Origin of the sequence: Myceligenerans xiligouense (assembly GCF_003814695.1) — a bacterium.
Classification (GTDB): domain Bacteria; phylum Actinomycetota; class Actinomycetes; order Actinomycetales; family Cellulomonadaceae; genus Myceligenerans; species Myceligenerans xiligouense.
Genome location: NZ_RKQZ01000001.1, coordinates 167,382 through 190,384, shown reverse-complemented (window position 1 = coordinate 190,384; position 23,003 = coordinate 167,382). Strand labels below are relative to the sequence as shown.

Here is a 23,003-nt window from a genome sequence, read left to right as displayed (position 1 = left end):
GCTACAGGTCGGCCGGATCGACGAGGAACTCGTCCTCGTCGGCGATCTCCCCGCCGACGGCGTCCTGCAGGCGGCCGGCGATGCGCGCGACGAGTTCGGCGGCGCGCTTGCGCGCGATGCGATGCTCCAGTCCCGGCTGTTCCCGGTTGGCCTCGACCTGGTCCGGCGGCTCCCAGTGCACGCGGTAGCGGACCGCGCCGTCGGCGGTCCACGGGAGTCCGCGCAGCATGGGGGGAAGGTGCTCCTCGCCGGCTACCTCGACCGCGACGAAGCCGTCGACGCCGAGGTCGATCAGCAGGCCGTAGCCGTGCAGGATCTGGGGGCCTCGGAGGGCGGCGATGTCGAAGTCGTCGGCGGCGGCGTGGATCTCCTTGCGCCGCTTCGGGTCCATCTTCTCGCCCGGGTAGAGCGGACGGTCGGCGATGCCCGCGGGTGGGCCGCCCCACTCCCGCCCCTCCGTCGCGAGGCGAGTGTGCGGGTGCAGGGGCCGGACGGTCGCGAGCGCGGCCTCGGGCTCGAGCCACACGCCCGAGTACACGGACATGTCGACCGCGACCTCGGCGTCGGGGGTGAGCACGACGCCGGTGCCCGGGCGCGGTCCCGGCCCACCGGTCCCGGCGGACCACAGGCCGCCGACGTCGACCCGGAGTGAGCCGCCCAGCCGCCGGGCCACCGCGACCAGCCAGGTCACCAGGCGGCGTTCCTCGCGTTCCGGGAGCCCCTGCGCGAACGCGCGCCCGACGCCGTCCCGGTCGCCCGTGCTGAACGGCGGTTCGCCGCGCTCTCGGTGGCAGACGACGTCGAACACCATCGCGCTGCCGGGCGGCAGGCCGAGATCGAACCCGTCGCCCTGGGGCGCGTACGGCCCCGTGAGGGTCGCGTGCCGGGAGACGCGCAGGACGCCGGGGGCGTTGCCCTTGGCCCGCGGGCCCTGCGGCGCGCTGGTGACGTCGCCGGGCAGGATTCCGGCGGGCGTGATGTCCCACCGCGTGGCGGTGAACCGGGAGGTGGCGAGTACCTCGACCTCGTCCACGGTGACGTCGCCGGGGACGGCGAGCAGGTGTCGCGCCTGGTGGGCCTGGCCCACGCTGCGCGGAAGGGGCGAGTACGTCATGGGGCGTGAGCGTAGCCCTGTCGCCTGACGGTGCCCGCTCAGACCCTGGTCCGGTGGAAGGACTTCGAGGAGCGCGACGCCGTCGGGCCGCGCTGGCCCTGGTAGCGGGATCCGTACACGTCCGAGCCGTAGGGGTGCTCGGCCGGTGAGGACAGCCGGAAGAAGCACATCTGGCCGATCTTCATGCCCGGCCAGAGCGTGATGGGGAGCGTGGCGACGTTGCTGAGCTCGAGCGTGACGTGGCCGCTGAACCCTGGGTCGATGAACCCGGCGGTGCTGTGCGTGAGCAGTCCGAGCCGGCCCAGCGAGGACTTCCCCTCCAGGCGGGCGGCGACGTCGTCGGGGAGGGTGACGGCCTCGTACGTGGAGCCGAGCACGAACTCTCCCGGGTGGAGCACGAGCGGTTCACCCGGGTCCACCTCGACGAGACGGGTGAGTTCGGGCTGTTCCTGGCTCGGGTCGATGAAGGGGTACTTGTGGTTGTCGAAGAGCCGGAAGAACTTGTCGAGCCGCACGTCGATGCTCGACGGCTGGATCATCTCCGGCTCGTACGGATCCAGGGCGACGCGCCCGGCGTCGAGTTCGGCGCGGATGTCGCGGTCGGAGAGCAGCACGCGGAAACGGTACTCGGTGCCGGCCTTGTCGGCAGGATCGTCCGACTCCGACTCCGGGTCCGGGTCCGGCGGAGGCACGCGGGTGGTGCGACTCGCCCCGCGCCACGAGGTTCCTCCCGCAGGACGAGGCTCCGCATGGAGGGAGCCGTCGTCCGGGAGGAGCCTCATGGCGCCTTCACGGGCGCTCAGTCGCGGAGCGGGCGCTGCTTGGCGTCGACCGCCCAGTACCCCTTCCGGAGCGCGAGGTACAGCACACCCTCGATCAGGCCCCAGATCGCCGAGATGAAGCCGAAGCCGGCGATCGCGCCGATCACCGTGATGGCCAGCATGACGAGACCGAGTGCCCGGTATCCCAGGTAGAAGCGGTGTGCGCCGAGCGCGCCGAGGAAGATGCCGAGAAGGCCCGCGACCACCCGCGACTTGCCCTTCGCCTTCGACGTGGGAGGGCTCGGGGGCACCGGCCTGCTGCCCGGGAAGTGCAGGGGGCGGGTGTAGCCGGACTCGACACGCGTTCCGTCGGGCAGCGGAATGGTCTCGTCCAGGGGTCGGCCACCCGGGACCTGGACGGTCTTGTCGTAGTCGATGGCCTCTGTCGGCTCGTCGTTCGGGTGGTGCCTGTTCACGGCGTCTCCAGTTTGCTGGCAGTGTCGTCGGGTTCGGCTTTCCGGCGACGTCGGTTATGATCGGTGCGCACACCAGTTCAGCAGGTATGGGTGGAGATCCCGTGGACCTCCTCCAAGGACCATCGTAGGATGGCCAAACCCGACTGAACCAGGGCGATGCGGGTGTAGTTCAATGGTAGAACTTCAGCTTCCCAAGCTGACAGCGCGGGTTCGATTCCCGTCACCCGCTCTCGACGGATAGGCGGAGTGTGCCCAACGATGTTGGGCATACTCCGCCTCGTTGTTTTTTGCGGGGGCGCAGCCCCCGCGCCCCGCTGCGGGGGCTGCGCCCCCGCACCCCCGCCGTGGTGCGTCGGGCAGAGGAGGTGTCCCGCTGCGGGGGGCACGCCCCCGCAGCCCCGCCGTGGTGCGTCGGGCTGAGGAGGTGCGGGTGGCGTGCCGATGGCGGCGGCGCTTGTTGGTGCCGCCATGACGCCCGCGGCGTCTCGGTCAGCGGTCCAGGGTGGTCAGGTGGAGGGAGACCGGAAGGCTCCACTTGGCCGCTGCGAGCCAGCCGCTCCAGCAGCGCCACGCGACACCGCCGTCTCGCGAGGCGTGGTGGCCGGATCGCTCCATGAGCCGGAGCCGCGTCGCGAGCCGTTCGGCGGCCGACGCCTGCGCGACGAGGAGGTCGACGGAGATCGTGCCGAGAATCTCGTCACCGAGGTCGAGATGATCGACGCCGGCCCGAACCTCGAGTGCGTGCGTGTCGGTCACATGCGCGATCAGGGCTGTCACGGCGACGAGTTCGGCCGGGCCGGAGCGGGTCGGGGCGTGGCCGCTCACCGCGACCACCTCCAGGTGATCCGCTCGCGCGAGCGACTGCCGTTGATCACGCCGAGAGTGTCGGCCGCCGTACCGGCAGAATCCGTCGAAGTTGCCATTCCAGTCCTTTCGAAGCCCGCCCCAGAGGTCTCTCTAGGTGCGTAGTCCACGATGGGTACGATGACTAGAGAGCGCAACTCCAACGCCGAAAAGTTGCGCATCGGCAACAGCAGATAGTTAGGTGGATCCCGTGTCTAGAGAGGGCCGAGTGACTGCTTCCAGCATTGCCAAGGATCTGCGCGCCGAGATCCGCGCCGGGACGTACAAGCCTGGCGACCGACTTCCCAGCGAGGCGGCGCTGATGACGACCTACGGCGTAGCCCGCATGACGGCCCGCCACGGCCTGTCCATGCTCAAGGACGAGGGCCTCACGGTGACCCGCCACGGTTCGGGTGTCTTCGTGCGGTCCTTCGATCCGATCGTCTTCGACAGCACGGGGTCGGCGTCCGACGACAGCACGATCACCCCGGTCATGGACGAGACCGACGCCGGGCTGACCGTCCGCACTCTCGCCGTGACTCCCGCGGAGGACCCGACCGAGGAGGCGCGCAAGGCGCTCGGTCTCCAACCCGGGGTCCAGGTCACCACCCGCGAACGGCTGCACGTCAAGGGGCGCAAGCCGATGCTGCACGGGGTGTCGTACGTTCCCACGTCGATCGCGGCCGACACGCCCATCGCCGAGGACGAGATCGGGCCGGGCGGCACCTACGCCCGCCTGAAGGAACTCGGGCACGAGCCGGTGAGGTTCCACGAGGACGTCGTGGCCCGCATGCCCACCATCGAGGAGATCGAGGCCCTGCGCATCGAGCCCGGCACCGCCGTCCTCCAGGTGATGCGGACGGCGCTGGACGCCCAGGGCCTGGCGGTCGAGTACAGCCGCATCGTGCTCGACGGCGGCGAGTTCATGCTCCGCTACGACTTCGACGCCTGACGAGTTCGACGCCGGGCGCGTCAGGCCAGGCGTCCCGTCAGGCCGGGCGCGTGCGGGGCTTGAGCCGGATCTCGGGCAGCACGGGTGCCCGCAGCGGGCCGGACGCGTAGCCGTCCACCTGCCCGAACCGTCTCTCACGGGCGCCGTCGGCGTAGGCCGTGAGGCCGTCCGGCAGGTCCTCGATCTGGGCCATCCATGCGGCCCGGGCACGTGCGACGTCGTCGTGCGTCCGTCCGACGAAGTTCCACCACATGACCACGTCCTCGGTGAACGGCGTCCCGCCGACGAGGACGGCGCGCGCGGGACGGTCGGGACCGGCGGCCACCACGAGCCGCCGTCGTCCCGGACCCACGTATCCGAGGGACGAGGGTGCGACGGGTTCCCCCTCCCACCGGACGTCCCCGGTGTCCACGACGAGCCCGTGCTCGAAGCCCGGGTCGACGTCGAGGCGCAGCTCCGCGCCCGCCTCCAGATCGAGCTGGGCGCCGACCAGAGGTGTGTACGTCGTCGCGGGCGAGGTGAGATCGCGCCCGTGCAGTCGCAGGCTGCCCAGGAACACCTGGACGCGGGCGCCGTCGGCCTCGGCGACGGGGAGGTCTCCGTGGTGCTCGAAGTGCGGCTCGACACCGAGCGCGCTCCCCGGCAGCGCCGTCCACAGCTGGATCCCGTGCAGCGACGGCGGGCGGGTGCCGGCCGGCGACTCCTCGGAGTGCGAGATCCCCAGCCCGGCCGTCATGAGGTTGAGTTCGCCGGGCCGGACCATCTGGAGCGACCCCACCGAGTCGCGGTGCAGGATCTCGCCCTCGAACAGCCAGGACACGGTCTGCAGCCCGGTGTGCGGGTGTGGCGGGACCTGCATGCCCGCGGAGGCGGAGACATCGTCGGGGCCGTAGTGGTCGCTGAAGCACCAGGCACCGACGAGCGAACGGGCGCGCTGCGGGATGGTGCGCCGCACCGTCATCGCGCGAGGCCCGCCGAGTGGCACCATGCGGGGTTCCAGCAGCTCGACGCCGTCCGTGGGCGCGCCGGAGGTGCACACCTGCTCTGCCGGACGAGTCTCCAGGTTGCTCATGTACTGAGCGTACGGCGGTGAACCGCACGGCACGTGCGGTCAGGGCGCCAGGGCTCCCGGGGCAGGCCGGGAGCCCTGGCGTACCGCGTACCTCCGGTCGACTTACCCGGGGACCGGAGGCGCCGCGTCGACGTCACGGCTCCGGATCCACGCCCCTCTGGCCCGGGTCGCCGGGCCGAACTGGTACAGGGCGCGTCGGACGCGGGTGGTCTTCCGGGTCCGTACAGGCACCTGTGTCGTCACCCACAGCCCGCACCGCGGCACGGGACGTCCTGTCGTTCTCCGGTCGACCGGCGTCCGGCGGCCGACCCTTCGGTGCTGCTGCAGCGCACCGACCAGGCCGTCACTCACCGAACCGATAGGACGTTTCTAGTTCCCGTTCGGCGAGGCGGCAACCGGTCAGGGCATGTCATTCGCGCACATTTTTGCCGACAGGTCCGTCCACAAGGCTGTCCACAAGCATGCCTGCGAGTTCGCCACGTATACACAGCCCTGTGGAAAGAATCTGTGGATAACGCAAACGCATGGACAGCAGGACTCAGACCCAGACGCGACCGCTTCCCGGGTTCGCCTGCGGATCGTTGCGTGCCTCGAGCTCTTCGACGGTGGCCACGAACCCGCCGTCGTCGACGACGACGCCCGCGATCCGGCTCTGGAGCGACACCGCGAGCCGCGCGATGGACGACCGCATCCTGGAGCGCGCGATGACGTGCAGACCCGAGGGCCGCTCCAGATCGAGCTCGTACGGATCGGCCGGCACCCAGCTCAGGCGGTAGGCGAACGGCCCGTACGCCCGCCAGTCGAGCGCGCCGAGCGCACGGGGCACCCGGTCGACGCGCTCGACGTCGATCACGATCGATCCGTCGTAGGCGGTGGGCCCCACGAGGCGGTAGCGCGGTGAACCGTCCGCCGTCGGCTGGTCCGCGGTGACCTCCGCGGTGGCGATGAACGCGCGGAGCAGCAGCAGGACGTCACCGGGGGTGAGCGGGTGCGCGCTGTAGAGCCCGAGGTTCACGGAGCCGAAGGGATCCGGGACCATGGGCCGCAGCCCGTCGCCGAGCAGCGCGCCGCCCGTCTTGCGCGCCGCGGCGACGGCCCACTGGATGACCCGCAGCTCCTCGCCCTGCGGGAGCGCGTGGGGGAAGGATCTCGCGATGCCGTCCCGGTCGTCGTACGACGTCGGCGCCGCCGCGCGCACGTCGCGCAGCCCGTCACTGCGCGCGAGGACGTACGCCTCCGCCTTCGAGGCGTTCACGGAGATCTCCGCGAGCGGCTCCCGCTCCACGGCGAACGGGCCCGTCGCGATGTGCTCCTCGCCCAACCGCATGACACCAGGTGTGACCGACTCGGCCTGCTGTATCCCGCGGAACCGCGCTCCGGTCATCCTGCGCGCACCGGAGGCGCGCGAGGGTTCTCGTAACCAGGCCACATCGGAGAACCAGGCCGACGCCATCGGACTGACCGCGACCGGACCGTCAGGACACGGTAGGACGAGTGTGTGTCCCGCGGCATGTTCTGCGGGGATGATCCCTGCCAGAAGCGTCATGTCGGAACACTACTGCCGCTGTCGAGAGCCCCGACATCAAGGATGTTACGGACATGAAACACCGCCGTGACGAAGCGGGCTGTTCGTTTCGCTCCGGTGAGCCCGATGTTTCCGGCACGCAACGAACGCCCGACATCCGGGCCGCCCCGCTCCGGATCACCGTGGCCGATACCACCATCGCCGAGCCCGACCGGTATCACGGCGCGAACCTGTAACTGACAGGATGCCCCTATGATGTCATCATGCCCAAGATCATCGGCAAGAGCCTGCACGAACACCGCCAGATGACGAGGCAGAAGCTGTTCACCGCACTGTCGACGCTGATGGCGGAGCGAGGGTTCGACACCATCACGCTCGCCGACATCGCCGAGGCAGCGGGAGTCGGGCGCACCGCCGTCTACAACCACTTCCACGACAAGGAAGCCCTGCTGCTCGGCTTCATCACGCACGAGACCGAGCAGTACGCGCACACGCTGGAGCGTGCGCTCGACGGCATCGACCACCCGGTGGAACAGCTACGCACCTACATCCGGCAGCAGGCCCAGCTCACCCGCGTCTTCCACCTCGCACCCGGACCCGACCTGCGGACGGTCCTGTCCCGCGCCACCCAGGCCCGCCTGCGGGAGCATGCGGAGATCGTCGAGTCGATCCTCCGCCGGATCATCACGCAGGGGATCGACACCGGGATCTTCCCGCCCCAGGACGTCGAGCCCACCGTGCACCTCGTCAACGCCTGCCTCTCGGGCCGGCTGATCCCGGACGAGCCCGCGGCCCGCGAGCGCACGATCCGGGCCACGGAGACGTTCGTGCTCCGCGCGGTGGGCGCACGTGCCCTGGAACGCGTCCCCGCCTGACGCCGTGACTCCGAGATGCCGGCGCCGCCACCACGTCGCCGCCCGGGAACGGTCAGGGAACGCGGAGCAGCGGCGTCGCGGGCACCGCGCCCGCCACCACCCGTTCGCCCGGTGCGACCAGGACGTCGAGCCCGCCCGCCGGGACCTCCAGGGCGACGACCGGCACCAGGGGCGACCTCCCGCCGGCGGCGACGTCGGACGGCGACCACGTGATCAGGTGCTCGCCGGCCCTCACCGTGTCCCCCTTGGCGACGTGCACGGTGAATCCCGTGCCGCCGAGCTGGACGGTGTCGATCCCGAGGTGCACCAGAATTCCGCGATGGCCGGCGTCGGAGACGACGAACGCGTGCGGATGCAGTGCGGCCATGGTCCCGTCGATCGGCGCGACGGCGATCGACGCCGCGCCGTCCAGGTCCGGGTCGACGGCGATCCCCGGACCCACCATGCCCTCGGCGAAGACGGGGTCGGGAACGTCCGCCATCGTCACGACGGTTCCGGAGACGGGGGACAGCACGGTGAGCGCCATACGGCCATCCTGGCAGAAGCGCGTGGACCCGCCGCCCTCGGCAGCCGAGGGCCTGACCATGTAACGTGCCTCGCGCACTCGAGGTAGTCACCCCCATGCAGAACGGGAGCGGTATGCCCGTGGAGAAGCGAACCGGCGTCCCCGCGAGTCCTGGCCGGTCGGCGGGCCCGGTGGTCCACATGCCGCCGCGCGTGCCCGAGCCGGCGACCAGCCGGATCGAGCCGGACGCGGTGGAGCGGGCGGCCGCGGCGGTCCGCGAGGCCGCCGTGCGGGTCGAGGAGGATCTTGCCGAGCGCGCGGAACGCGCCACGGGGACCGCCGCCGACATCCTGTCCGTCACCGCCGCGATGGCGGCCGACCCGACGCTCGCCGCCGACGCCGCCCACCGTGTCCGCACCGACCACCTCACCCCGGAGCGGGCGGTGTGGGACGCGGCCGGCACGGTGGCGGCACAGCTCGAGTCCCTCGGCAGCCCGATGGCGGAGCGGGCGCGCGACGTGCGAGACGTCCGCGACCGCATCGTGGCCGTGCTGACCGGCGCGCCGCCTCCCGGCGTCCCGGACCCGGGCCACCCGTTCGTCCTGGTGGCCACCGACCTCGCGCCCGCCGACACCGCCACGCTCGACCCGGCGACGGTCCTCGCCGTGGTGACCGCCCGGGGCGGGCCCACCTCGCACACGGCCATCATCGCGCGCTCGCTCGGCATCCCGGCCGTCGTCGCCCTCGGGGAGGCCGCCGACCTCGCCCCGGGCGAGACCGTGCTGGTGGACGGCACCGACGGCGTGGTCCTCAGCGCGCCCGCCGCGGCCGACCTGCTCGCGGCGGGCCTGGACGACGGCGACGCCGGCGGCGGGGCGGACACCGGCACGGGGCCGCTCGTGCGACGCCGGCCCTCGGCACGCGACGTGTTCGACGGCACCGCCGCGACGCGTGACGGGCACGACGTCGACCTCGTGGCGAACGTCGCCGACCCGGCGGGAGCGGACGCCGCGGCGGGAGCCGGGGCACGCGGTGTGGGCCTGTTCCGCACGGAGTTCTGCTTCCTCGGGCGCGGTACGGAGCCGACCGTCGACGAGCAGGTCGACGCCTACCGGGCGGTGCTCGCGCGGTTCGGTGGCGGGCGGGTCGTCGTCCGCACGCTCGACGCCGGTGCGGACAAGCCCTTGCGGTTCCTCACGCCCGACCACGAGGACAACCCCGCCCTCGGGGTCCGGGGCATCCGGACCGCCGTCGACCATCCCGAGGTGCTGGACCGTCAGCTCGAGGCGATCTCGCGGGCCGCGCGCGCCGAGAGCGCCGAGGTCTGGGTCATGGCGCCGATGGTGGCCACGGCAGACGAGACACGCGAGTTCGTCGCGGCATGCGCCGCGCACGACCTCACCACCGCGGGAGTCATGATCGAGACGCCCGCGGCGGCCATCCAGGCGCGCTGGCTGCTCGCCGACGCCGCGTTCGCGAGTCTCGGCACGAACGACCTGACGCAGTACACGATGGCCGCGGACCGCGATCTCGCGGGCGTCGCGGCGCTGTCGACGCCCTGGCAGCCGGCCGTGCTCGATCTCGTCCGGGTGGCGTGTGAGGGCGCGGCGGTGCATGGTCGTCCGGTAGGTGTGTGCGGCGAGGCCGCCGCGGACCCGCTGCTCGCGCCGGTGCTGGTCGGCCTCGGTGTCACGTCGCTGTCGATGACGCCGCGCGCGCTCGCCGCGGTGTCCACCGCGCTGCGCCAGTTCACGCTGGAGCAGTGTCGCGAGCTGGCCGCGAGCGCCCTCGACAAGGCGACGGCCCGTGCGGCGCGCAAGGCCGTCCGGGATTTCCAGAGGGGTGGTTCGTGATGTCCGCGCAGGTCGCCATGCTCCGTGAACCCCTAGGTCACGTTTTCGTTACGGATCCCTCGTAAGGTGGAAGACATGCAGGAACCGATCGGATCAGACAGGATCGCGCCCGGCGCCGCCACGCCGGGTGTCCACGTGACACTGTCCACCGCCTCCGTGTTCCCGAGACGGGTGCCGTACGCGTTCGAGGCCGCGGCCGAGGCGGGGTACGACGGCGTCGAGGTGATGATCTGGTCGGAGGAGGCCACCCGCAACGCGCTCACCCTCGCGCGGTACGCCGCGGAGACGGGGATGCCGGTGCGGTCGCTGCACGCCCCGACGCTGCTGGTCAGTCAGCGCGTGTGGGGCCGCGCGCCCGGCCCCAAGCTGGACCGGACGGTGGAGATGGCGCAGGAGCTGGGCGCGTCCACGGTGGTGGTGCACCCGCCCTTCCGGTGGCAGTTCAAGTACGCGCGGCAGTTCGAGGAGCAGGTCGCGATCCTCACGGAGGCCACCGGCGTGACGATCGCCGTCGAGAACATGTACCCGTGGCGCGGCGGCGGCCGTGAGATGCAGGCGTACCTGCCGGGCTGGGACCCGGCGGACCACGGGTACGACGCCGTCACGCTGGACCTCTCGCACGCGAGCGTGGCCCAGCAGGGCGGCCTGGAACTGCTGGAGATCTTCGGGGACCGCCTGCGGCACCTGCACCTCGCCGACGGCACGAGCAGTGCCCGTGACGAGCACCTCGTCCCGGGCCGCGGAACCATGGACTGCGACAAGGTGCTCGCCGAGCTGACCAGGCGCGGCTGGCAGGGCGATGTCTGCCTGGAGATCTCGACGCGGGGGCGCAGTGCCACCGAGCGCACGGCCGACCTCGCCGAGGCGCTGGCCTATGCCCGCGCCCACCTGGGTACCGGGGCGGGTGTCTCCGTGCCGCGGGTCCCGGCGGGCGGTTCCTGAGCGGTTCCGCGGGCGTCCCTGCGGGCACTGCCGCTCAGATCCAGCGCTTCCCCCGGAAGACCCCGAAGAGGCCCCCGCTCACCGCGGCCATCGCCACCAGCGCTGCCGGGTAGCCCCACGCCCAGCCGAGTTCCGGCATGACGTCGAAGTTCATGCCGTACACGGTGCCCACCAGGGTGGGCGCGAACAGGATCGCGGCCCAGCCGGAGATCTTCTTGACCTCTTCGCCCTGGCGCAGGCTGACCTCGGACAGGTGCTTCATCTCCTCGTTCTGCCGCTGCGCGACGAGCGTGGCGTTCACGGTGAGGATGTCGCGGAGCGCGGCCCGGTAGGAGTCGATGCGGTCCGCCGCCTCGGTCAGGTGGTCGGCGACGTCGCGCAGGTAGGCCTGGAGCTCGAGGTGGACGTCGTACTTCTCGGCGCCCTTCGCGAGGGAGGCGCAGATCTTCTGCGCCGGGCGGACGGCCCGCTGGAAGTCCACGACCTCGCGGGAGAGCTCGTAGGTGCGCCGCGAGACCTCGGGGTCGCCGCCGAACACGTCGGACTCGATCTCGTCGATGTCGTTCTCGAGGCCTGCGACGACAGGCGCGTAGCCGTCCACGACGTCGTCCAGGATGGCGTAGAGCACGGCCTCCGGGCCGCGCGCGAGCATGCTCCGGTCCGTCTCGAGCCGGTCGCGGACGGCGCCGAGGTCCGGCGACGCCCCGTGCCGCACCGTGACGACGAAGTCCGGTCCGATGAACACGTGCAGCTCACCGAACTCGACCCGCTCGGCCGCGTCGTCGTACCGGGCGGCGTGCAGCACCACGAACAGCGTGTCGCCGTACCGCTCGATCTTGGGGCGCTGGTGCGCCTGGATCGCGTCCTCGACGGCGAGCGGGTGCAGGTCGAACTCCTCGGCGAGCGAGTTGAGCTCGATCTCGTCGGGCCGCTCGAGGCCGATCCAGGCCATCCCGCCGGGGCGGCTCCGCAGGGCGCGGAAGGCGTCCGAGAGCTTCGAGAAGGACGCGGTGCGCTCGCCGTCGTCGTAGATCACGGCGGCGACGACGGGCGAGCGGCGCGGCGCGCTCGGCATGAGCGCGCCGGGGTCGGGGGCGGTGAACGGCGCGGCGGGACGACGGCGGGGACGCGGACGGAGCGCGTCCAGGAGCGGGCGCGAACGAACGGGGCGTGCGGGCAGGAAGGTGGCCATGGGGTTCTCCGAGGTCGTTGCTGCCTCCTCGGCACGCCGTCGAGCGGACGTGCGAGACGACACAAGCGGACGTGGGCACGGAGCTGCCGCGGCTGGAGACTCAGGGAAGGACGGCACGACGCACCGAGGCGGTGGACGCATCGGTGCGCTGTCGTGTGGAGAACCTGCCGGTCGAGCCGTCAGCCGCGGCTCGGACTACTGGGGGGCTCGCTACGGGTCATGAGCTCCACCCCCTCCAGGTCCGGGCGGCACGCCGGCCGCCGATGATGCGCGGGCCGCGGATGCGCGGCCGTCACGCCGGTGATTCCTGCGGCGTGAGTCTAGCCCGGCGGCGTTCCCGATCGAAACCTTTCGAGAGCGCCGTCACAAGGTCTTCACCCGGGCGCTCACCCGCGCAACGGCAGCGTGAGCGAGCCGGGTCCGCCGTCGCCCTCCGGGTGCACCCGCACCGGGACTCCCCAGTCCTGACTCGCGAGATGGCAGGCAGGGAAGGCCTCGGGATCGGGCTCGCCGTCCGGCCCCACGGGCACGACGTCGCACGAGGCCGCCTTGGCGGTCACGTGCAGCACCCCCTCGGGCACGCCGGGGTCGAGCACCAGGTCCCGGAACAGGTCGGTGCCGCTCCCGGCACCCGCGCGCAGCAGCTCGGGCGGGGTGGCGCTGACCTGGAGCTCGGTGGACGGGCCCCAGCGATCGTCGAGCTTCTGACCCGGTGCCGGCTCGAAGGGGACCTCCAGCCGCAGCGGGCCGGCCACCACGTCGGTGGCGGGGCGCTGGGTGCGGCGGGCCCCGGAGTCCAGCACCTCGCCCGCCAGGTCCCGCGAAAGAGCGATCCGGGTGAGGCGGTGCGCCGCGGACTCGACGACCAGCAGGTGGATCTCGCCGTCGTCGGGCACGGACTCTCCTGGCGTCCACGAGCGCCCGTCCACCTGGACGACGGCGTCGCTCGGCTCGGCGAGCCCGGTCGCGAGCGTGCGCACCTCGCCTCCCCCGAGCGGCGCGCCGTCGGCGTGCTCCGCCCCCGCGGGAGGCGCGTATCGACGGATCGCGCCGTTGTACGTGTCCGCCACGACGACGCTGCCGTCGGGCAGCACCGCCACGCCCAGCGGGTGCTGGAGGAGTGCCTGGTCGGCGGCGCCGTCCCGGTGCCCGAAGTCGAACAGCCCGTGCCCGACGGCGGTCTCGATCGTGACGCCGGGTGGCGCCCCGCCCGCGTCGGAGCCGGCGGGCTCGCCCCCGTCCGGACGCTGCGACGGCGCGGAGTCGGCGGCGACCACCGGGACCGCCGGGACCACGCGGCGCAGGGCGGACGTCTCGGCGTCGGCTAGCCACAGTCCGTGGTCTCCCTGCCGCGCCCTGGCGCCCGCGGCGCGTTCCCCGGACGGACCGGCCCCCAGCACCGGTGCGAGGCCCGACGGCTGCGCGAACCAGGCCGCGGGCCCGGGACCGTCCTCGATCCCCTCGTTCATCGTGCCGGCGAGCAGCCGCGCCCCGAGGCGCACCCGGCTTTGCTCAGGTCTGCCGGTTCGCGCGGGTTCGAACGCCCACAGCGTGTGGTTTCCCGCCATCGCGACGACAAGCGCATCCAGACCGGACGACCACGCCACGTCCCACGGGGAGGAGAGGCGGATCGACCGCGCGTCGTACATGGCCGAAGGATCGAACTCTCCGGTCCGGCCGTCGTGGTTCTCCAGCCCGCCCACCATGAACTGGCGTCCCGTGCCGGCCAGGGTCGTCACCGCGCCGTCGGACAGCCGCACGCCACGCAACGCGTGGTTCGCCGTGTCGGCGACGACGACGTCGCAGCCGAACACCGCACGGACCTCCTCCGGTAGGAGGCACAGCCCGTTGGGTTCGCCGAGGCGCGCCTCGCCGGGGCCGCCGTCGAGAAGCCCGCGATCGCCAGAGCCGATCCGGCGGACCAGCGTCTCGCCGTCGCCCGCCAGTTCGGCGAGGGAGTGGTGCCCGGCGTCGGCCACCAGGAGGTTGCCCGACGGCAGCGCGATCGCCTTCGCGGGAAACCGCAGCGTGCCCGACGCCGGAGCCGGCGGCGCGTACGGACCGTCGCCGCGGTGCAGGGTGCCCTTGGTCTCGTGCTCCTCGATCAGCTCGGCCACGAGCGCGCCGATGGCCGACGCATGCCCCTCCCCCGCCATCTGCGCGACGATGTACCCCTCGGGGTCGAGGACCACGAGGGTGGGCCAGGCCCGGGCGGCGTACGCGCGCCAGGTGACGAGGTCCGGGTCGTCGAGCACGGGGTGGTGCACCTCGTACCGTTCGACGGCGGCCGCGAGCGCGTCGGGGTCGGCCTCGTGCTCGAACTTGGGCGAGTGCACGCCCACGATGACGAGCTCGTCCCGGTGGGCGGCCTCGAGCTCACGCAGCTCGTCGAGGACGTGCAGGCAGTTGATGCAGCAGAACGTCCAGAAGTCGAGGATGACGATCTTGCCGCGCAGGTCGCCGAGGGTGACGTCACGACCGCCGGTGTTGAGCCAGCCGCGGCCGACGAGCTCGGAGGCGCGGACACGGGGCAGGCGGGTCGGGGTGGTGCTCACCGGGCCATTGTCACCCGGCGCGGACGGCCCCTACGACCCGTACGCGCACGGGGACGTCGTCGATCTCCTCGGGGATCTTGTCCACCACGGCCGGGTCGACCACGTTGACCTGGAGCACCCAGCCCCCGTCCGAGCTGGGGAGGTCGTCGACCGTCACCTGCTGTGCGAGGACGTTGACGCGACCCGCTCCGGGAACCTGCACCCGCTGGAGCGTGGCGCCGCCGGGAGCCGGCCTCTCGGAGTCGATCGGACTGCTGAACTCGGGAGCGACACCGATACCGACCACGCCGCTGATCCCGGAGACCGCGGCACGTAGCTCCGCCTTGGCCGCTCGTGCCTCGTCCAGTGTTGTCATCGACGCCCACCTCCAGACCATCGTCCTGACCCACCATTGTGCGCCTGTTGCCCGGGCATAGCCAGGGCACCTCGACGGTTCGTCGGCGTGGCGAAGGTCACATTTCGGGCGTCTCCGGGGCCCGCCGACTACCGTTCGGTGGCGGCGAGCTCGACCTCCATCGTCTCCAGGACGACGTCGATCGGGTTGGCGTAGGTGAGGCCCTTGCCGCCCTGACCTCCGCTCTCCGAACCCGCGAAGAGCAGTCCGATCGCCGTGCCGTCCTCGCGGTACACCAGCGCGCCGGAGTCGCCCCCGCGGGAGAAGGCCACTCCTTCCCCCTCGATCTCCACCTGGTCGTCGAAGCTGAGCGCGCCGAGATCCTCGTAGCCCACGATGACGTCGTCCAGCTCGATCGCCGTGACCCGGCCTCGCGTGACCGCCGTCGTGCGCCCGACCTTCTCGACCGTCTCACCACCGACCGGGCGGGCGATCCGGGCGACCCGCCCCACCGGGTACGTGTGGTCCACCTCGGCGGAGTCCAGCCGGGCGATCGCCGCGTCGGTGGCGCACACCTCGCCCGAGACGAGCGTGGCGACCCTGGTCAGCTCACCGACCCGGTCGCCCGGAATCAGGCCGCCGTCGGCCGGGCCGGGCTGCAGCACGACGTCTCCCGCGCGCGCCTGCTGGCTGCCCGCCAGGACGTGGTAGTTCGACAGGGCGTACAGCTCGTCCGGTGCGTCGACCCGCCGGACGAACGCCCCGAGGGTGCCCGCGGTCACGCCCACGTGCCCGATCGAGACCCCCGGGCGGAGCGGCCGGACGTGGTCGGTCTCACCCTCGGCCTGCGAGGTCGGAGCCAGCCGGCGTGGGTCGAGCTCGCTCAGCGGCCGGATGCGCCCCGTGCGGCGGATGTCGGCGTCAGGGCCCACCTCGTCGGCGATCCTGCGCACGACGGCGCGCGCCCGAGGCAGACCGAGCCGATAGCGCACGGCGATGCCGTACCCGCCGTCGGGCCGGGGCACGAGCCCGAGGGCGAGCGTCGGCGCGCGGACCACGTCGTCGGCAGAAGGAGCGGAGTCCCGGCGGAGTTCCGCGGCCCCGGCGTCCGGATGGTCGTCCCGCCGGCCGGCGGGCGGGACCGCCTGGGGGCGAGGCCGCTCGCCGGGACGCGGAAGCGCGCTCGTTCCGTACCGTTCCCCCAGCTCCCGTGCGAAGTCTGCAAGCTGCTCCTTCATCTTGCGGGCCGCATAACGCTCCATGGGACGATCCTTACTCGACTCACGGACACTCCGAGGGACAAGTCGCGCGACACGCCGGATGGCGCGAAAAGTCATTCGAAAGCCGGATAACAACACCTTGACCGAGACGGTCGTTCCCCGCCCCGACGTAGCGGGATCACCACGGGGCGTCCCGCGGCGACGAACGGGATCAGAGGTCCCCCTCGCCGATGGCCAGGGCGTCGACGACAGCGATGACCTCGGCGTACGTGACCTCGTCCACGCCCACCAGCCTCCCGCCCGGGTCGACACCGGCATCCGCGGCGACCTGTGCGATCGCCTCCGGCGGGACGTCGACGAGTGCTTCACCGATCGCCTCGGCGAGTTCCTCGTCGACGTTCGGGGAGAGCACGATCGGGTCGTTCGGAATCACGCCGGACTCCCAGATCCGCCGGTAGGCATTCGGGTCGAACGTGCCGCCCGCGACGGCGGCCGCGAGGGTTCGCGAGTCGATCTCGGCCGCCTCCACCGTGTGGTCCCTGAGGGAATCGACGGCCGCCGCGTGTCCGCCCGTGTAGGAGATGCGCACGTCGTCGGTGGTGAGGTTCGCGTCGGCGAGAGCCCGGCGCGGAAGGAGGTCGCCGGACGTCGTCCCCGGCGCGCCGAGCGCGAGCGTGCGCCCTTCGAGGTGCGCCGGCGTCCTGATGTCCGAGTCCGCCCGCACCCAGATCCCGGCCGTGTAGCCGGACAGGTTGCCGTTGGGCATGCCGAACGTCGCGACCGGCGTCACCGCCACACGCTCGGAAGCGACGGCGTAGCCGATCGCGGAGAACTGGGCGATCTCCAGCTCGCCGTCCTCCATGGCCTCGGCCTCGCGAGCATGACTGTCGAAGATCCGGACCCGGACCGCACAGTCCAGTTCCTCCGAGAGGGCGTCGCCGAGCACCGTGTACGCGCCCTCGAGTTCCGTGCTGTTCCCGGAAGGGTTCACGCCGAAGCGGATGCCGTCGGCGGGGCAGGTCGTGTCGGACGCCTGGGAGATGGTCGAGCAGGCGCCGAGGGTCGTGGCGGCGAGCACGCCGAGCACGAGCCCGGCGATCGTCCGGGCGGGCTTCTCGTGGAGGCGGGTTGCCTTCATGGGTGGCTCCTCGCAGAGGTGAGGGCCGGGCTCATCCGGCCTCGGGGCGGGGCCGACCGGCCCCCGGACGCGGTGGAACGGCGAGCTCTCGCTCAGGCGACCTCCTCCACGACCTTGGCGGCCAGTCCGAACGCGCACGCCATCCCGCTCCCCGAGGTCAGGGACACGACGGTGACCCCGGGCATCGGCTCGGCGACGAGGAAGGGGCGCGGGACGGAGGCATAGGTGGCCTCCCAGCGCTCCACCGCCCGGAGCGGGACGCCGAGCAGGGACGCCCCTTCCCTGAGCAGAAGGTCGTCGAGCGCCTCGGACCGGAACGGGTCGTGCGTGATCCCGTAGGAGTGCGTCTCACCGAGCGTGACGGTGCCGTCCGGCAACTGGGTGAGCATGAGGCTGACACCGGCGTCGAGCAGCTCCGGACGCGTCTCGGCGAGACGCTCTCGCACCCGCCCCAGGGACGGGCTCCAGGCGAAACCCTCGTGCCGGAGCAGGGAGGTCCCGGTGAGCACGGCCGGGCCGATCTCCCCGATCGCGCGCCGTGCCGAACGAGCCGGCTCCACCCGGAGCATCTGCTGACGGCAGTGCTGGACTCCGGCGTCGTGGGCGGCCTCCGGGAACAGGCGAGCGACCTCGTGCCCGACGGCACCGACCACACGGCGCGCGACCACGTCACCGCGCGATGTCCGCACCAGCGTGACGCCGCTGCCCGGCTCCAGCCCCACCACCGCCGTCGACCACTCGACGCGGCACCCCCGCCGGGTGTTCAGCCAGGCGGCGACGGCCGCGGCCGCGGCGCGCTGATCGACGCGCAGGTCCAGCGGCAGGAAGGCACCGCCGGTCACGCCCCGCGCCGCGACGGGTACACGGTCGGTCACTCCCCGGCGGGTGAGGATCCGGGCGTCCCCGTCGCGGCGGGCGGCGAAGTCGTCGAGGACGGCGAGCTCGTCGTCGGCCCGGGCCACGACGAGGGAGCCGGTCTCCCGAACCGCGAAGCCGGCCTCCTTGCCGAGCCGCAGCCAGCGTTCCCGCGATGCCAGGGCGTACGAGAGCGCGATCCCGTCCTGCGTCGTGACTCCGATGTGGCCGAAATGACGGACCGAGGCGCCGACGGCGCGGGCGTCGCGCTCCACGACGAGGACCGACCAGCCACGGGACACGGCCTCGACCGCGTGCGCGAGGCCGACGATCCCGGCGCCCACGATCACGAGGTCCACACGGGACGGCAGCGGGGATCCACCGGTCAAGCTCGGACGTCGGCTCACGACGCGAGGTTGCCGGACGCGGATCGTCGAGCTCAAGACCCACGCTGTCCTGCGCAAACACTTTCGCGCACTATTCATCGTGCGTTCCGGGGAAGCCACCTGGCGACCACCCGGTGTTCACCGGCACGTCACCGGACACCCCCGTTCCCCGGGCCTCCACCCCGCACGACCGCGCGGCACCGCCGCGCGGCACCGGGCCCTTCGTCGGCGTCGTAGCCTTGGCCGGTGACCAACCGGCAGGACGCACGGACAACCAGCCAGACCGCATCGCTTCTCACCCGCCCGCGGTGGCTGCTCGCCGCGGTGGCGGCCGGGGTGGTCGCGGCACTCGGCGCGCTGGTCGCCGCCGGGTCGTTCTCGGGTGCGTTCGCGGCGTTCCAGCAGTTCGCCGACCCGGGAGTCCTACCGCGCTGGGGCACTCCCGTGGCGCGCACGGTGTCGAACCTGGCCCTGTCCGTCACGCTGGGCTCCCTGGTCCTCACCGCGTTCGTGCTGCCGGCGGGGCGGGACGGCCGGCGCGCGCTCACCATCGCCGGCCTGTCCGCCGGCGTGTGGACGCTCGCCGCCCTGACCGCGCTCGTGCTCGGCACCGCCTGGGCCACGTTCCTCCCGCTGGACGACCCGGCGTTCGGTACCGCGCTGTGGTCCTACCTGACGGACGGCGAGGTGGGCCGGGCCCTGCTCGGGGCTGCCCTGCTCGCGGCCCTGACGTCGACGACGGCGCTCCTCGTGCGAGGCCCGACCGGTGCCGCCGTGGCGATCGCCCTGGTGCTGGGAGCCCTGGGGCTGCAGGCCTCGACGGGCCACGCCTCCGGGGCGTCCGGTCACGACCTCGCCGTCTCCGCGATGTTCGCGCATCTGGTCGGTGCGGGGATCTGGCTGGGCGGCCTCGCCGGGATCGCCCTGCTGGGGAACGGAGCCACCACGCGGGCGGCGACCGTGCGGCGGTACTCCGCGATCGCGGGCTGGTGCTTCGTCGCCGTCGCGGTGAGCGGCCTGGTCAGCTCATGGATCCGACTCGGCTCGCTGAGCGCGCTCGACACCGACTACGGCGCACTCCTGATCACCAAGGTGCTGCTGCTGGCCGCCCTGGGCGGAGCCGGCTGGCTGCACCGCCGCAACGTGGTGCGGCACCTGGAGGGCGTGCAGCGGCTCGACGCCGGATCGCGGCGCGCCGCCGGCCTCTTCTGGCGGCTGGCCGCCGTCGAGATCCTCGCGATGGGCGCCGTGTCCGGCGTCGCCGTGGCCCTCGGCTCGACGGCGCCGCCCGTCCCCGACGAACCCGTCGCCGACCCCACGCCGGCCGAGCTCGTCACGGGCCACCCGCTGCCACCGGAGCCGACGTTCACCCGCTGGATCACTGAGTTCCAGTGGGACGCCCTGCTCGCCTACGGCTGCGCGGCGGGCGTCGTGGTCTACCTGGCCTGGTACCGGCGCCTGCGCCGGCGCGGCGACCACTGGCCCCTGCTGCGCACCGTCTCCTGGTGCTGCGGCATGGTCACCCTCTTCTGGGTGACCAACGGCGGCGCCGCCGCCTACGGCCACGTGCTGTTCAGCGCGCACATGGTGCAGCACATGGTGCTGGCGATGGTGGTGCCGCTGTTCCTGGTGCTGTCCGCGCCGGTCACCCTGCTGCTGCGAGCCGTGCCCGCGCGCAAGGACGGGTCGCGCGGACCACGCGAGTGGGTGCTGTTCCTGGTGCACTCGCGGTACGGGACGTTCCTCGCCCACCCGATCGTGGCAGCGGTGCTGTTCGCGGGCGGGATGATCGTGTTCTACTTCACCCCGCTGTTCGAATGGGCCCTGACCACCTACCTGGGCCACGTGTGGATGTTCGTCCACTTCACCCTCGTGGGATACCTCTTCGCGAACGCCCTGATCGGGATCGACCCGGGGCCGAACCGGCCCGCCTACCCGATGCGGCTGGTCCTGCTGTTCGCCACGATGGCGTTCCATGCGTTCTTTGGCGTGGCACTGACCAGCGGCACGTCACTGCTCGTGCCCGAGTGGTTCGGGCTGATGGGGCGCGAATGGGGGCCGTCCGCGATCGAGGACCAGCAGCTCGGCGGGGCGATCGCCTGGGGCATCGGCGAGCTTCCCACGCTGCTCCTGGCCGTCGGCGTGGCCGTGCAGTGGTCGCGCTCCGACGCGAGGGAGGCGCGCCGCAGTGACCGAGCCGCGGAGCGCGACGGCGACGCCGAGCTCGAGGCCTACAACGCGATGCTGGCGCGGCGGGCGGGGCGGTCCAAGCGGTCGAGCTGACCTCGTCCCGTCAGAGCGAGCACGACCGAGGGCGACTCCTTTCAGAATTTCGCGACCGGGCCCCATCCTTTTCTGAGCCGAGCGCGTTCTACCTAGTGTGAACATGATCGCGACCACGCCCAGCGCCGCTGATGTTCTGGAGTTCGCCAGCACCGACGTGCCCTGCGCGGATGAGCCCGACCTGTGGTTCTCCGAGCACCCCACCGAGCTCGAGTCCGCCAAGCGGCAGTGCCTGACGTGCCCACTCGCCCAGAAGTGCCTCGAGGGAGCCATCTCCCGCCGGGAGCCATGGGGCGTGTGGGGCGGACAGATCGTCGTCGACGGCATCATCCGCCGCCGCAAGAACCGCCGCGGACGCCCGCGTCTGACGGAGTTCGCAGCCTGACCTGCCCCGCCGTCACCGAGGCCGCGTGACACCACCTCGGCGGACGGCGCTCGCCGGCGCAGCAGCCGGCGAGCGCGGTTGTCCGGACTCGCGGACGACGGCCGGGGCGGTGGACGACGATCGCCCACCGCCCCGGCCGTCGTGCGCCGGAAACGGTGCTACCTGCCCCAGACCAGGCCGCGGGACGGGTCCTGCAGGACGGCGGCGACGTCCGCCAGGAACCGCGCGCCCAGCTCCCCGTCCACCAGGCGGTGGTCGATGCTCAGCGCGAGCTGTGTCACCCAGCGCACCGCGAGTTCGCCGTCGTGCACCCACGGCTGCCGGCGGATCGCACCGAACGCGAGGATCCCCGCCTCACCCGGGTTGAGGATCGGCGTCCCCGTGTCGATGCCGAACACGCCCACGTTCGTGATCGTGAACGTCCCACCCGTCATGTCCGACGGCGGTGTCCGGCCCTCGCGGGCGGTACCCGTCAGGTCGGCGATCGCGTTGGCGAGCCCCAGCAGGTCGAGCCGGTGCGCGTCCTTGATGTTCGGCACCACGAGACCCCGGGGGGTCGCCGCGGCGATCCCGAGGTTGGCGTAGTGCTTGTAGACGATCTCGCGGGCAGCGTCGTCCCAGCTCGCGTTGATCTGCGGATGCCGCCGGATGGCCAGGAGCACCGCCTTCGCGGCGATCAGCAGGGGTGTCACCTTGACGTCGGAGAAGTCGCGATCCTTCTTGAGGGTCTCGACGAGCTCCATCGTCCGGGTCACGTCCACCGTGTGGAACACGGTCACGTGCGGGGCGGTGAACGCGCTGGCCACCATGGCCTCGGCGGTCCTCTTGCGCACCGACTTCACGGGGACGCGCGTCTCCCGGCCGTCCACGCTCACCGCGCCGGACTCGAGCCACGGCTCCGTGTCGCCCGCGTACGTCGCGAGGGACTTCGGCTGGGCCGCCGCCTGGTGGGCGAGCACGTCCTCGCGGGTGACGATCCCGCCCGGCCCGGAGGCATGCACGCCCGCCAGGTCGATGCCCAGATCCTTGGCCAGCTTCCGCACCGGCGGCTTCGCCAGGACGCGCGTTCTCGGGTCCTGGGTCGGCACGCTGACCACGCCGGTCGCCGGGGCCGGTGCGGGGGCGACGGGCGCGGCCGCCGGCGCGGTGGGTGCCACCGGGGCGGGTGCCGGGCGCGCCGGGGCGGACGGCGCCGGCGGAGCAGGTGCCGTCGTCCGAGCGGCCCGCGCTGTCGGCGCGGGCGGCGCGGGCGGCGCCGCTTGCGCGGGTGGCGCCCCCGCGGCGGACGCGCTCGCACTCCCGCCCTGGTACCGCCGGCGCCGGCCGCTCGCCTTCGCCTCCTGGGTGCCGTACCCGACGAGCACCGACCCGGACGCCTCCGACTCGGCCGCGCCGGGGGCCATCTCGGCGGGTGCGCCCGTCGCGGACGCGCCGTCCGCGGGCGTCCCGGCGGCCGGGGAACCCGGCCCCGGACCGCCGTCGGACACGGTGCCGCCGACGGCGATCTCGATGATCGGGGTGCCGACCTCCACGGTGCTGCCGGGCTCCACGAGGAGGCCGGCGACCGTGCCGCTCCACGGGGAGGGGAGCTCGACCAGCGACTTCGCCGTCTCGATCTCCACGATGGTCTGGTTCACCTGGACCGGATCGCCGGGTTTGACCCGCCACTCGACGATCTCGGCCTCGGTCAGCCCCTCCCCGACATCGGGCAGGGGGAAGCTCTGGTTTGCCACGGTC

The 23,003-nt window shown here is 72.6% G+C and carries 21 protein-coding genes and 1 tRNA gene; 8 read left to right on the top strand and 14 right to left on the bottom strand.

The window, feature by feature from the left end:
• Position 1 precedes the first annotated feature (1 nt).
• The 3 genes from EDD34_RS00800 to EDD34_RS00790 all read right to left on the bottom strand — a co-directional run bounded on the left by EDD34_RS00800 (position 2) and on the right by EDD34_RS00790 (position 2,351).
• Positions 2-1,114 (bottom strand): hypothetical protein, encoded by a 1,113-nt coding sequence (locus tag EDD34_RS00800; RefSeq protein WP_123812891.1) that lies wholly within the window; start codon positions 1,112-1,114, stop codon positions 2-4.
• Between the two features lie 38 nt (positions 1,115-1,152).
• Positions 1,153-1,728, bottom strand: a complete 576-nt coding sequence (gene dcd / locus EDD34_RS00795; protein ID WP_123816233.1) for a dCTP deaminase — start codon at positions 1,726-1,728, stop codon at positions 1,153-1,155.
• A gap of 185 nt (positions 1,729-1,913) precedes the next feature.
• Positions 1,914-2,351: a TM2 domain-containing protein gene (locus EDD34_RS00790; protein WP_211341456.1), complete on the bottom strand. Its 438-nt coding sequence runs from the start codon at positions 2,349-2,351 to the stop codon at positions 1,914-1,916.
• A gap of 158 nt (positions 2,352-2,509) precedes the next feature.
• On the opposite strand from EDD34_RS00790, the gene EDD34_RS00785 reads away from it, so the two are divergent.
• Positions 2,510-2,580 (top strand) — tRNA-Gly (locus EDD34_RS00785).
• A 260-nt stretch (positions 2,581-2,840) separates the two neighbouring features.
• Here the strand turns inward: EDD34_RS00785 and EDD34_RS00780 are convergent.
• Positions 2,841-3,176, bottom strand: a complete 336-nt coding sequence (locus EDD34_RS00780) for a hypothetical protein (RefSeq protein WP_123812890.1) — start codon at positions 3,174-3,176, stop codon at positions 2,841-2,843.
• A 247-nt stretch (positions 3,177-3,423) separates the two neighbouring features.
• Between EDD34_RS00780 and EDD34_RS00775 the strand changes: the two genes are divergently transcribed.
• Entirely contained in the window at positions 3,424-4,146 is a 723-nt protein-coding gene (locus tag EDD34_RS00775) for a GntR family transcriptional regulator (RefSeq protein ID WP_170176922.1), read from the top strand.
• Positions 4,147-4,183: 37 nt separating this feature from the next.
• On the opposite strand, the gene EDD34_RS00770 is transcribed toward EDD34_RS00775, so the two are convergent.
• On the bottom strand, positions 4,184-5,218 hold the full coding sequence (locus tag EDD34_RS00770) for a pirin family protein (RefSeq protein WP_123812888.1): 1,035 nt from the start codon (positions 5,216-5,218) through the stop codon (positions 4,184-4,186).
• A gap of 538 nt (positions 5,219-5,756) precedes the next feature.
• The gene (locus tag EDD34_RS00765; RefSeq protein ID WP_246012125.1) at positions 5,757-6,545 is read right to left on the bottom strand and encodes a hypothetical protein; all 789 of its coding nucleotides are present in this window, start codon (positions 6,543-6,545) and stop codon (positions 5,757-5,759) included.
• A 272-nt stretch (positions 6,546-6,817) separates the two neighbouring features.
• Between EDD34_RS00765 and EDD34_RS20540 the strand changes: the two genes are divergently transcribed.
• Positions 6,818-6,979, top strand: coding sequence for a hypothetical protein (locus EDD34_RS20540; RefSeq protein WP_170176921.1), 162 nt, complete (start codon positions 6,818-6,820; stop codon positions 6,977-6,979).
• Between the two features lie 27 nt (positions 6,980-7,006).
• Positions 7,007-7,618, top strand: coding sequence for a TetR/AcrR family transcriptional regulator (locus tag EDD34_RS00760; RefSeq protein ID WP_123812886.1), 612 nt, complete (start codon positions 7,007-7,009; stop codon positions 7,616-7,618).
• A gap of 52 nt (positions 7,619-7,670) precedes the next feature.
• Here EDD34_RS00760 and EDD34_RS00755 read toward each other — a convergent pair whose 3' ends face one another.
• A complete protein-coding gene (locus tag EDD34_RS00755) occupies positions 7,671-8,144 on the bottom strand; it encodes a PTS sugar transporter subunit IIA (RefSeq protein ID WP_123812885.1) in 474 nt (157 codons plus the stop codon).
• A 113-nt stretch (positions 8,145-8,257) separates the two neighbouring features.
• Between EDD34_RS00755 and ptsP the strand changes: the two genes are divergently transcribed.
• Together ptsP and EDD34_RS00745 are read left to right on the top strand one after the other, a co-directional pair.
• On the top strand, positions 8,258-9,976 hold the full coding sequence (gene ptsP, locus EDD34_RS00750; RefSeq protein ID WP_123816231.1) for a phosphoenolpyruvate--protein phosphotransferase: 1,719 nt from the start codon (positions 8,258-8,260) through the stop codon (positions 9,974-9,976).
• A gap of 75 nt (positions 9,977-10,051) precedes the next feature.
• Positions 10,052-10,918, top strand: a complete 867-nt coding sequence (locus tag EDD34_RS00745; RefSeq protein ID WP_123812884.1) for a sugar phosphate isomerase/epimerase family protein — start codon at positions 10,052-10,054, stop codon at positions 10,916-10,918.
• Positions 10,919-10,952: 34 nt separating this feature from the next.
• Here EDD34_RS00745 and EDD34_RS00740 read toward each other — a convergent pair whose 3' ends face one another.
• The 6 genes from EDD34_RS00740 to EDD34_RS00715 form a co-directional block, all read right to left on the bottom strand.
• Positions 10,953-12,110: a magnesium and cobalt transport protein CorA gene (locus EDD34_RS00740; protein WP_211341455.1), complete on the bottom strand. Its 1,158-nt coding sequence runs from the start codon at positions 12,108-12,110 to the stop codon at positions 10,953-10,955.
• A gap of 386 nt (positions 12,111-12,496) precedes the next feature.
• Positions 12,497-14,665 (bottom strand): thioredoxin-like domain-containing protein, encoded by a 2,169-nt coding sequence (locus EDD34_RS00735; RefSeq protein WP_123812883.1) that lies wholly within the window; start codon positions 14,663-14,665, stop codon positions 12,497-12,499.
• Positions 14,666-14,675: 10 nt separating this feature from the next.
• Positions 14,676-15,020: a hypothetical protein gene (locus EDD34_RS00730; protein ID WP_123812882.1), complete on the bottom strand. Its 345-nt coding sequence runs from the start codon at positions 15,018-15,020 to the stop codon at positions 14,676-14,678.
• Positions 15,021-15,148: 128 nt separating this feature from the next.
• On the bottom strand, positions 15,149-16,261 hold the full coding sequence (locus tag EDD34_RS00725) for a chymotrypsin family serine protease (protein ID WP_123812881.1): 1,113 nt from the start codon (positions 16,259-16,261) through the stop codon (positions 15,149-15,151).
• Positions 16,262-16,430: 169 nt separating this feature from the next.
• Positions 16,431-17,357, bottom strand: coding sequence for a phosphate/phosphite/phosphonate ABC transporter substrate-binding protein (phnD, locus tag EDD34_RS00720; protein WP_123812880.1), 927 nt, complete (start codon positions 17,355-17,357; stop codon positions 16,431-16,433).
• 92 nt (positions 17,358-17,449) lie between these two features.
• Complete coding sequence (locus tag EDD34_RS00715) at positions 17,450-18,619, bottom strand: TIGR03364 family FAD-dependent oxidoreductase (RefSeq protein WP_246012124.1); 1,170 nt, start codon at positions 18,617-18,619, stop codon at positions 17,450-17,452.
• A gap of 225 nt (positions 18,620-18,844) precedes the next feature.
• Here EDD34_RS00715 and EDD34_RS00710 point away from each other — a divergent pair, with 225 nt between their 5' ends.
• A complete protein-coding gene (locus EDD34_RS00710; protein WP_170176920.1) occupies positions 18,845-20,881 on the top strand; it encodes a bifunctional copper resistance protein CopD/cytochrome c oxidase assembly protein in 2,037 nt (678 codons plus the stop codon).
• Between the two features lie 103 nt (positions 20,882-20,984).
• The gene (locus EDD34_RS00705) at positions 20,985-21,266 is read left to right on the top strand and encodes a WhiB family transcriptional regulator (protein ID WP_123812878.1); all 282 of its coding nucleotides are present in this window, start codon (positions 20,985-20,987) and stop codon (positions 21,264-21,266) included.
• Positions 21,267-21,424: 158 nt separating this feature from the next.
• On the opposite strand, the gene EDD34_RS00700 is transcribed toward EDD34_RS00705, so the two are convergent.
• On the bottom strand, positions 21,425-22,999 hold the full coding sequence (locus EDD34_RS00700) for a dihydrolipoamide acetyltransferase family protein (protein WP_123812877.1): 1,575 nt from the start codon (positions 22,997-22,999) through the stop codon (positions 21,425-21,427).
• Positions 23,000-23,003: the final 4 nt, after the last annotated feature.